The organism is Streptomyces sp. NPDC091371 (assembly GCF_040684275.1).
Lineage (GTDB): Bacteria > Actinomycetota > Actinomycetes > Streptomycetales > Streptomycetaceae > Streptomyces.
In genome coordinates, this window is sequence record NZ_JBFBFP010000033.1 from 81,583 (window position 1) to 90,424 (window position 8,842).

Consider the following 8,842-nt stretch of genomic DNA (forward strand, 5'->3'; position numbering starts at 1 on the left):
AGGGGTCAGGGGTGCTACGCGGGGGCGGCCGCTTCGGCCGCCCCCGTTTCCGTGCCCGCGGCCGCCCGCCTGCGCACGACCACCGGATTGGTTTCCGGCAGCAGCGCGAAGCAGCCCAGGCTGACCACGGCGATCCCGCTCAGGTACACGGCGACGCCCCACGGCGGCCCGGATCCCGCCGCCAGCGCCGTCGCCGCGATCGGGGTCAGCGCCCCGCCCAGCACACCGCCCAGGTTGTAGCCCACGGCGGCGCCCGTGCAGCGGATCCGGGGGTGGTACAGCTCCGGCAGGTACGCGCCGACCACCGCGAACATCGTCACCATGCCCAGCAGCGCCCCGGTGAAGCCCAGCGTCATCAGCAGCGGATCGGCCGTGCGCAACAGCGCGACCAGGGGGAACATCCACAGCGCGCAGGCCGCGCAGCCGGCCAGGCACAGCGGCCGCCGCCCGTAGCGGTCGCCGACCACCGCCATCAGCGGGGTCATCAGGCCCATGAGCGCGACCGCCGCCATGATGCAGGCCAGCGTCACCGTGCGGCCCACGCCGAGGTGCGCGGTCGCGTACGCCAGGGACCAGGTGGTGACCGCGTAGAAGACGGCGTACGCCGCGGCGAGCGCCCCGCCGGTCAGCAGGAGCAGCCGCCAGTGGCCCCGTACGACCTCCGCGAGCGGGGCATCGGCCCGGCGGCCGGTCTCGGCGAGCGCCCGGAACTGCGGGGTCTCCTCCACCGAGCGGCGCAGCCACAGCCCGGCCAGCGCCAGCAGGCCGGCCGCCCAGAAGGGCACCCGCCAGCCCCACGAGGTGAACTGCGCCTCGCTGAGCGACGCCGACAGCGCCAGGATCATGCCGTTGGCCAGCAGGAACCCCACCGGCGGGCCGATCTGCGGGAAGCTCGACCACAGCCCGCGGCGCCCCTCGGGGGCGTGCTCGGCGGTCAGCAGCACCGCGCCGCCCCACTCGCCGCCGAGTCCGAGTCCCTGGAGGAACCGCAGCAGGAGCAGCAGTACGGGCGCCGTCATGCCGATGGAGGCGTACGTCGGCACGCAGCCCACCGCCACCGTCGCGAGGCCGGTGAGCAGCAGGGAGGCGAGCAGCACCGGGCGCCGGCCGTAGCGGTCGCCGATGTGGCCGAAGACCACGGAGCCGAGCGGACGGGCGAGGAAGCCGACGCCGAAGGTGCCGAAGGCGGCGAGCGTGCCGGCGAGGGGGGAGAAGGAGGGGAAGAAGAGCGGGCCGAGCACGAGGGCTGCGGCCGTGCCGTACACGAAGAAGTCGTAGAACTCGATCGCGGTCCCGGCAAGGGAGGCCGAGGCGAGCCGCAGCATGCCGGGTCCGCCGGCCGCGGGGGCGGCCGGGTCGGGGGAGGGGTCTTGTTGCATGGTGCAGCAAATACCCCTTCCCCGTCGCCCAGGACGTGCGTTCGGCCATCAACGACCGGAAGGAGTGCACCGCGTACCGAAGTTGACGCGATGCGGGGGTGTCGGCCCGGCTACCAGCCGCGCTCGCGCCATTCGGCGAGGTGCGGCCGCTCGGCACCGAGCATGGTGTCGTTGCCGTGTCCCGGGTAGACCCAGGTCTCGTCCGACAGCTGGTCGAAGAGCTTGTGCTCGACGTCGTCGATCAGGCTGGCGAAGGCCTTCGGGTCGCCCCAGGTGTTGCCGACCCCGCCGGGGAAGAGGCAGTCGCCGGTGAACACGTGCGCGTGCCCGTGCGGGTCGTCGTAGATCAGGGCGATCGAGCCGGGGGTGTGGCCGACCAGGTGGCGCGCGGTCAGCTCGACCCGTCCGACCCGGATCGTGTCCCCGTCCGCCACGGCCACGTCGGTGGCGACGGGAATGCCCTCGGCGTCGAGGGCACCCGCGTAGGTCCGCGCGCCGGTCGCCGCGACGACCTCGGCGAGCGCGCCCCAGTGGTCGCCGTGGCGGTGGGTGGTGACGACGGAGGTGATGCCGTCGTCCCCGATCAGGCTCAGCAGCGTGCCCGGCTCGGCGGCCGCGTCGATGAGCAGCTGCTCGTCGGTGGCCCGGCAGCGCAGCAGGTAGGCGTTGTTGTTCATCGAGCCCACCGCGACCTTGGAAATCATCAGGTCCGCGAGCTCGTGCACGTCGGCCGGACCGCCGACCTTGACTTCTCCGGTGTACGTCATGCCCTGATCCTAGAGCGGGGGGAGCTCGGGGAGGGGGCCTCCCGTGGTGCTCAGGGACGCGCCCTTGTCGCCGCGGCCCGCGAGCCAGGCCAGGAGCCCGGCGGCGGTGCCGGACACGGTCACGGCCGGCTCCCCGGCGCCGCCGGTGCGCCAGGTGCGGCCGTCGGTGGCGACCAGGGCCACCGGGGGGACCTCCGGACGGCCGGACCAGCGGTCGGCGAGGAAGACGATCTCGCGCTCGGTGAACTCGTCCGGGAGGTCGTGGAGCTCGTAGCCGATGTTCAGGTCGACGTGGTGCAGCTCGACCTCGACCCAGCGGCGGAAGGGAACGTTCGAGGCCAGGTCCGTGATGCCATTGCGCAGCTCGACCGTGCGGGACCAGTCCTGGTCGGGCTCGGTGGTGGCGAGGAAGCGGGCCCCGGAATCACGGAGGTCCGCGAGTTGTTCCTCCAGAGGCCGGCCGGCGTCGCGCTCGATGTCGGCGTCGCGCGCGGCCGCGCTCGCGTACATGGGGCGCCCCTCGAAGACGTTGACGAGGGCGTCGGCGTTGCGCGCGAGGTGGGCCAGGATGTGTCCGCGGGTCCAGCCGGGGAGGTGTGACTCCCCGGCGAGGGCGGCGTTGTCCAGCTTCGCGACCGCGGTCAGCAGTCGGTCGGTGGATTCACGTACAGATCGCAGGTCGTGCACATGATCAGTCATGACGCCGAGCCTAGTGGTTTCGGGCCTCGGGCCACACGATCGGGTGAAGGGGCCGACGGAGTGCCGTAAATCGAATGTGCGTGCTATACGCTCGAAGTCCAAGACAGCATCTCCACCGCAGAGGCGCCCCCCATACCCTGGGACGGGGACCTGTGCCCCCGCTCTCTCAAGAAAGGTGCGGACCGGCGTGACCGACCGTCTCATCGTTCGTGGCGCTCGCGAGCACAACCTCAAGAACGTCTCGCTCGACCTGCCCCGCGACTCTCTCATCGTCTTCACCGGACTCTCGGGGTCGGGCAAGTCCTCCCTGGCCTTCGACACGATCTTCGCCGAGGGCCAGCGCCGCTACGTCGAGTCGCTCTCGTCGTACGCCCGCCAGTTCCTCGGGCAGATGGACAAGCCCGACGTCGACTTCATCGAGGGCCTCTCCCCGGCCGTCTCGATCGACCAGAAGTCGACCTCGCGCAACCCGCGCTCGACCGTGGGCACCATCACCGAGGTCTACGACTACCTCCGCCTGCTCTTCGCCCGCATCGGCAAGCCGCACTGCCCCGAGTGCCGGCGCCCGATCTCCCGCCAGTCGCCGCAGGCCATCGTCGACAAGGTGCTCGCGCTCCCCGAGGGCAGCCGCTTCCAGGTGCTCTCGCCGCTGGTGCGCGAGCGCAAGGGCGAGTTCGTCGACCTCTTCTCCGACCTGCAGACCAAGGGCTACAGCCGGGCGCGGGTGGACGGGGAGACCATCCAGCTCTCCGAGCCGCCCACGCTGAAGAAGCAGGAGAAGCACACGATCGAGGTGGTCATCGACCGCCTCACGGTCAAGGACAGCGCCAAGCGCCGGCTCACCGACTCGGTGGAGACGGCCCTCGGCCTCTCCGGCGGCATGGTCATCCTGGACTTCGTCGACCTCGCCGAGGACGACCCCGAGCGTGAGCGGATGTACTCCGAGCACCTCTACTGCCCGTACGACGACCTGTCCTTCGAGGAGCTGGAGCCGCGCTCCTTCTCCTTCAACTCTCCCTTCGGCGCCTGCCCCGAGTGCACCGGCATCGGCACGCGCATGGAGGTGGACCCGGAGCTGATCGTTCCGGACGAGGACAAGTCCCTGGACGAGGGCGCGGTCTCGCCGTGGTCCCTCGGCCACACCAAGGACTACTTCCAGCGGCTGGTCGGCGCGCTCGCCGAGGAGCTCGGCTTCCGCACGGACATCGCGTGGGCCGGGCTGCCGGCCCGGGCCAAGAAGGCCCTGCTCTACGGCCACAAGACGCAGATCGAGGTCCGCTACCGCAACCGGTACGGGCGCGAGCGCGCCTACACGACGGCCTTCGAGGGCGCCGTGCCGTTCGTCAAGCGGCGGCACGCGGAGTCCGAGAGCGACGCCAGCCGCGAGCGCTTCGAGGGCTACATGCGCGAGGTGCCCTGCCCGACCTGTGAGGGCACCCGCCTCAAGCCGATCGTGCTCGCCGTGACCGTGATGGAGAAGTCCATCGCCGAGGTCGCCGCGATGTCGATCAGCGAGTGCGCGGACTTCCTGGGGCGGCTGCGCCTCGACGCCCGCGACAAGAAGATCGCCGAGCGGGTCCTGAAGGAGGTCAACGAGCGGCTGCGCTTCCTCGTGGACGTGGGCCTCGACTACCTCTCCCTCAACCGCGCCGCGGGCACCCTCTCGGGCGGCGAGGCCCAGCGCATCCGGCTGGCCACCCAGATCGGCTCCGGCCTGGTCGGTGTGCTCTACGTACTCGACGAGCCCTCCATCGGCCTGCACCAGCGCGACAACCACCGGCTGATCGAGACGCTGGTGCGGCTGCGGGACATGGGCAACACCCTCATCGTCGTCGAGCACGACGAGGACACCATCAAGGTGGCCGACTGGGTCGTGGACATCGGCCCGGGCGCCGGCGAGCACGGCGGCAAGGTGGTGCACAGCGGTTCGCTGAAGGAGCTGCTGAAGAACGGCGAGTCGATGACCGGGCAGTACCTGTCCGGCAAGCGGTCCATCGCCATTCCCGACGTCCGCCGGCCGGTGAACGGGGAGCGCAAGCTGACCGTCCACGGCGCCAAGGAGAACAACCTGCGGGACATCAGCGTCTCCTTCCCGCTGGGCGTGCTCACGGCCGTGACCGGCGTGTCCGGCTCGGGCAAGTCGACGCTGGTCAACGACATCCTCTACACGCACCTCGCACGCGAGCTGAACGGCGCCCGCTCGGTGCCGGGCCGCCACACGCGGGTGGACGGGGACGACCTCGTCGACAAGGTCGTGCACGTGGACCAGTCGCCGATCGGCCGCACCCCGCGGTCCAACCCGGCCACGTACACCGGCGTCTTCGACCACGTGCGCAAGCTCTTCGCGGAGACGATGGAGGCGAAGGTGCGCGGCTACCTGCCGGGCCGCTTCTCCTTCAACGTGAAGGGCGGCCGGTGCGAGAACTGCTCCGGCGACGGCACGATCAAGATCGAGATGAACTTCCTGCCGGACGTCTACGTCCCGTGCGAGGTCTGCCACGGCGACCGGTACAACCGGGAGACGCTGGAGGTCCACTACAAGGGCAAGTCCATCGCGGAAGTCCTGAACATGCCGATCGAGGAGGCGCTGGACTTCTTCGAGGCGGTGCCGACGATCGCACGGCACCTGCGGACGCTGACCGAGGTCGGGCTGGGCTACGTCCGGCTCGGGCAGTCCGCGCCGACGCTGTCGGGTGGTGAGGCGCAGCGCGTGAAGCTGGCCTCCGAGCTGCAGAAGCGCTCGACGGGCCGGACGGTGTACGTGCTGGACGAGCCGACGACGGGTCTGCACTTCGAGGACATCTCGAAGCTGATCAAGGTGCTGTCGGGGCTGGTGGACAAGGGCAACTCGGTGATCGTCATCGAGCACAACCTGGACGTCATCAAGACCGCGGACTGGGTCATCGACATGGGTCCCGAGGGCGGCTACGGGGGCGGCCTCGTCGTTGCCGAGGGCACGCCGGAGCAGGTCGCGTCGGTGGGCGCGAGCCACACCGGCAAGTTCCTGCGGGACATCCTGGGCGCGGACCGCGTCTCGGACGGGGCCGCACCGGCGGTGGTCGCGCCGAGGAAGGCCAAGAAGGCTGGCGCCCCGGCGAAGAAGGCCGTGTCGCGGGCCCGCAAGGCGTAGCGGTTCGACTGCGGCGCCGCTGCCGGGGGCTCTGCCCCCGGAGCGGCGCCGCAGGTCAGGACGCCACACCCACCGCGTGCCCGGCGGTGGTCGGGTCGGTCAGGGTCGTGAGGAGGGCGTCCGCGACGTCCGCGCGGGGGATGACCCGGCCGCCCCGGACGTTGGCGTCGATCGCGCGCCGGTAGGTCCCGGTGCGGGGCTTGTTCTGGAGCATCGGCGGGCGGATGACCGTCCACTGCGTACCGCTCGCCCCCATCGCCGCCTCCATGTCCGCGAGGTCCGCGTACAGGTCCCGCAGCAGCCTGCGCAGCAGCGGGTAGACCACGGCCCGGGTGAACACCCCCTCGCCGTCCGGCAGCACGCCGACCGGCGCCGCACTCACGGCGGCCAGCCGCCGCACCCCCGCGCGGTCCATGGCCGAGGTGATCGCGTCCAGGGCCGGTCCCGCGATGGGGGTCTCCTTGGCCTGCTTGTTGCTCGCCGCGCCCAACGCGGAGACCACCGCGTCCTGACCGCTCACCACGGGCAGCAGCGCTTCCTCGTCGGTCACGTCGGCCACCGTGGCCACGTGGAGCCGCTCGTGGGCGGGAACCGGCAGGCGGGCCGGGTCGCGGACCACCGCCGTCACCTCGTGCCCCGCGTCGAGCGCCTGTCGTACGACCTCGCGGCCTACGCCGCCCGTGGCACCGAACACCGTGATCTTCATGGTTGCCCCCATGGCTGAAGAAGGTGGAACAGGTGGTGGGTGAGTACTCACTCACCCCTTGTTTCGGCTATGGTGAGTGAATGCTCACCTCAAAGTCAAGCCGTCCCACTCCGCAGCGGCTGCTCGACGCCGCCGAGAAGCTGATGCGCACCAGCGGCCTGGCCAGCGCCACCACCAAGGCCATCGCCCGTGAGGCCGGCTGCTCGGAGGCCGCGCTCTACAAGCACTTCGCGAACAAGGAAGAGCTCTTCGTGCGCGTGCTGATGGAGCGCACCCCCAACGCCGGCCCGCTCATGGCGGCCCTGCACGCGGACCCGGGGGAGCAGGGGGTCGAGGAGGGCCTCACCGAGATCGCCCGGAGCGCCTCGCTCTTCTACGCCGACGCCATGCCCATGGCCGCCTCGCTCTTCGCCGATCCCGCGCTGCTCACCCGCCACCGCGAGGGCGTCCAGAAGATCGGCGCCGGGCCGCACGTGGTCCTCGACGCGCTGGCCGGGAGGCTGCGGCGGGAGCTCGACGCCGGGCGGCTGCGGCCCGACGCCGATCCGGCGGCCGCCGCCGCCCTGCTGCTCGGGGCCTGCTTCCAGCGGGCCTTCTTCCTGCACTTCTCCGGCGCCGAAGTGGTCCGGCCCGTCGAGGAGTTCGCGCCCGCCGTGGCCCGGACGGTCTGGGCCGCTATCCGCTGAGCTCGGCCGCGTACGGGGGCTCCGCCCCGGCCCGGGTGCAGGTCAGGGCTGCCGCGTGCGCGGCGTACGCGAGGACGTCCGGCCAGTCCGCCGGCCCGCCCGGCGGCGCCGCCGAGAGCCGGTGCAGCAGGGCGGCGTTGACGGTGTCGCCCGCCCCGATGGTGTCCGCCACCGCGATCCGGCGGCCCGACGCCGAATGCTCCGCGCCCTCGCGGGTCCAGACCGTCAGGCCCGCCGCGCCCCGGGTCAGCACCACCGCCGAGGGTCCCGCCGCCAGCCAGTCGCCGACCCCGCCGCCGAGCCAGGCCGCGTCCTCCTCCGACAGCTTGAGGACGCCCGTGTGCGGCAGCAGCCGGGTCAGGAACCGGGCCCGGTACGCCGCCGGGTCCGGGATCAGCGCCGGCCGGATGTTGGGGTCCAGCAGGGTCAGCAGCCCGCGCCGCGACTCCCGGCGCAGCAGGGCCTCGTACGCGCTCGCGCCCGGTTCCAGCACCAGGGAGCAGGTGCCGAGCGCGAGGGCCCTGGCCCCCTCGGGGAGGGCAGGCGGCAGGGCGAACAGCCGGTCGGCGGTGCCCTCGACGTAGAAGCCGTACGAGGCGGAGCCGTCCGGGGCGAGGGAGGGCACGGCGAGGGTGGTCGGCTCGGGCCCGCGCTGGACGAGGGAGAGGTCCACCCCGGCCGCCCGCAGCCCGGACAGCAGGCTCTCGCCGAAGCCGTCCGTGGAGACCCGGGAGCAGAAGGCCACGTCGGCGCCGAGGCGGCCGAGGGCGAGCGCGGTGTTGTACGGGCCCCCGCCCGGCCGGGGCAGCAGCGCGCCCGCCGGATGCTCGGTGGGCACCAGGTCGATGAGGGCTTCTCCGCCGACGACGATCACGCGGGGGAAGCTACCCCATCGGACGGCGGTATCGTCGGGTGGGCCGCTGCCAGGCCCGTCCCACACCTCAGGAGAACCGCATGTCCGCGTCGCAGTCCGCAGCCCGCCGTACCGTCCTCAAGGGTGCCGCCGCGCTCGCCGGGGCCGTCGGCACCGGAGCGACGCTCGCGGCCTGCTCCACCGAGACCAACAGCGGCAACGGCACCCCCGCGGTGCCGGCCGCGCCGGTGGAGCTGGGGGCCGCGGCCGAGGTCCCGGTGGGCGGGGCGAAGCTGTACCGGGAGAAGAAGCTGATCGTCAGCTGCCCGGCGGAGGGCCAGTACAAGGCCTTCAGCGCCCAGTGCACGCACGCCGGCTGCGTCCTGGACAAGATCGAGAAGGGCGAGGGCAACTGCCCCTGCCACGGCAGCCGCTTCGATGTGAACACCGGCAAGGTGCTGAAGGGCCCGGCCACCGACCCGCTGCCGGCCGTCCCGGTCAAGACGGAGAACGGCAAGCTGATCGCGGGCTAGGGGGTGTCCGGCGGATCAGGGTCGGACAGGCCGCGTCGTCTGGTGCCGTGCATTGCAAGGCGGAGGAGGGAGTCGATGCGGAGCATCGA

8 protein-coding genes are annotated in these 8,842 nt (G+C 72.1%); 3 read left to right on the forward strand and 5 right to left on the reverse strand.

What is annotated here, in order from left to right; all coding sequences use genetic code 11:
* Positions 1-14: 14 nt before the first annotated feature.
* The 3 genes from AB0O21_RS28730 to AB0O21_RS28740 all read right to left on the reverse strand — a co-directional run bounded on the left by AB0O21_RS28730 (position 15) and on the right by AB0O21_RS28740 (position 2,845).
* Positions 15-1,325 (reverse strand): MFS transporter, encoded by a 1,311-nt coding sequence (locus tag AB0O21_RS28730; protein ID WP_365175730.1) that lies wholly within the window; start codon positions 1,323-1,325, stop codon positions 15-17.
* A gap of 164 nt (positions 1,326-1,489) precedes the next feature.
* Positions 1,490-2,146: an MBL fold metallo-hydrolase gene (locus AB0O21_RS28735; protein WP_365175713.1), complete on the reverse strand. Its 657-nt coding sequence runs from the start codon at positions 2,144-2,146 to the stop codon at positions 1,490-1,492.
* A 9-nt stretch (positions 2,147-2,155) separates the two neighbouring features.
* Entirely contained in the window at positions 2,156-2,845 is a 690-nt protein-coding gene (locus AB0O21_RS28740) for a maleylpyruvate isomerase family mycothiol-dependent enzyme (RefSeq protein WP_365175715.1), read from the reverse strand.
* Between the two features lie 187 nt (positions 2,846-3,032).
* Here AB0O21_RS28740 and uvrA point away from each other — a divergent pair, with 187 nt between their 5' ends.
* Entirely contained in the window at positions 3,033-5,975 is a 2,943-nt protein-coding gene (uvrA, locus tag AB0O21_RS28745; protein ID WP_365175717.1) for an excinuclease ABC subunit UvrA, read from the forward strand.
* Between the two features lie 55 nt (positions 5,976-6,030).
* Here the strand turns inward: uvrA and AB0O21_RS28750 are convergent, their stop codons facing one another.
* Positions 6,031-6,681: an NAD(P)H-binding protein gene (locus AB0O21_RS28750; RefSeq protein WP_365175719.1), complete on the reverse strand. Its 651-nt coding sequence runs from the start codon at positions 6,679-6,681 to the stop codon at positions 6,031-6,033.
* A gap of 80 nt (positions 6,682-6,761) precedes the next feature.
* Here AB0O21_RS28750 and AB0O21_RS28755 point away from each other — a divergent pair, with 80 nt between their 5' ends.
* Positions 6,762-7,367 (forward strand): helix-turn-helix domain-containing protein, encoded by a 606-nt coding sequence (locus tag AB0O21_RS28755; RefSeq protein ID WP_365175721.1) that lies wholly within the window; start codon positions 6,762-6,764, stop codon positions 7,365-7,367.
* Here AB0O21_RS28755 and AB0O21_RS28760 read toward each other — a convergent pair.
* Entirely contained in the window at positions 7,357-8,241 is an 885-nt protein-coding gene (locus tag AB0O21_RS28760) for a carbohydrate kinase (protein WP_365175723.1), read from the reverse strand. The genes AB0O21_RS28755 and AB0O21_RS28760 overlap by 11 nt on opposite strands.
* 80 nt (positions 8,242-8,321) lie before the next feature.
* Here AB0O21_RS28760 and AB0O21_RS28765 point away from each other — a divergent pair, with 80 nt between their 5' ends.
* Positions 8,322-8,753 carry a Rieske (2Fe-2S) protein gene (locus AB0O21_RS28765; RefSeq protein ID WP_365175725.1) on the forward strand — a complete coding sequence of 144 codons (432 nt, stop codon included), beginning with the start codon at positions 8,322-8,324 and terminating at the stop codon, positions 8,751-8,753.
* Positions 8,754-8,842 lie beyond the last annotated feature (89 nt).

Bases quoted from the DNA above. Each gene is read 5' to 3' on its own strand.
- AB0O21_RS28750 (WP_365175719.1), bottom strand. From the start codon at position 6,681: ATGAAGATCACGGTGTTCGGTGCCACGGGCGGCGTAGGCCGCGAGGTC.
- AB0O21_RS28765 (WP_365175725.1), top strand. From the start codon at position 8,322: ATGTCCGCGTCGCAGTCCGCAGCCCGCCGTACCGTCCTCAAGGGTGCC.
- AB0O21_RS28755 (WP_365175721.1), top strand. From the start codon at position 6,762: ATGCTCACCTCAAAGTCAAGCCGTCCCACTCCGCAGCGGCTGCTCGAC.
- AB0O21_RS28730 (WP_365175730.1), bottom strand. From the start codon at position 1,325: ATGCTGCGGCTCGCCTCGGCCTCCCTTGCCGGGACCGCGATCGAGTTC.
- AB0O21_RS28740 (WP_365175715.1), bottom strand. From the start codon at position 2,845: ATGACTGATCATGTGCACGACCTGCGATCTGTACGTGAATCCACCGAC.
- AB0O21_RS28735 (WP_365175713.1), bottom strand. From the start codon at position 2,146: ATGACGTACACCGGAGAAGTCAAGGTCGGCGGTCCGGCCGACGTGCAC.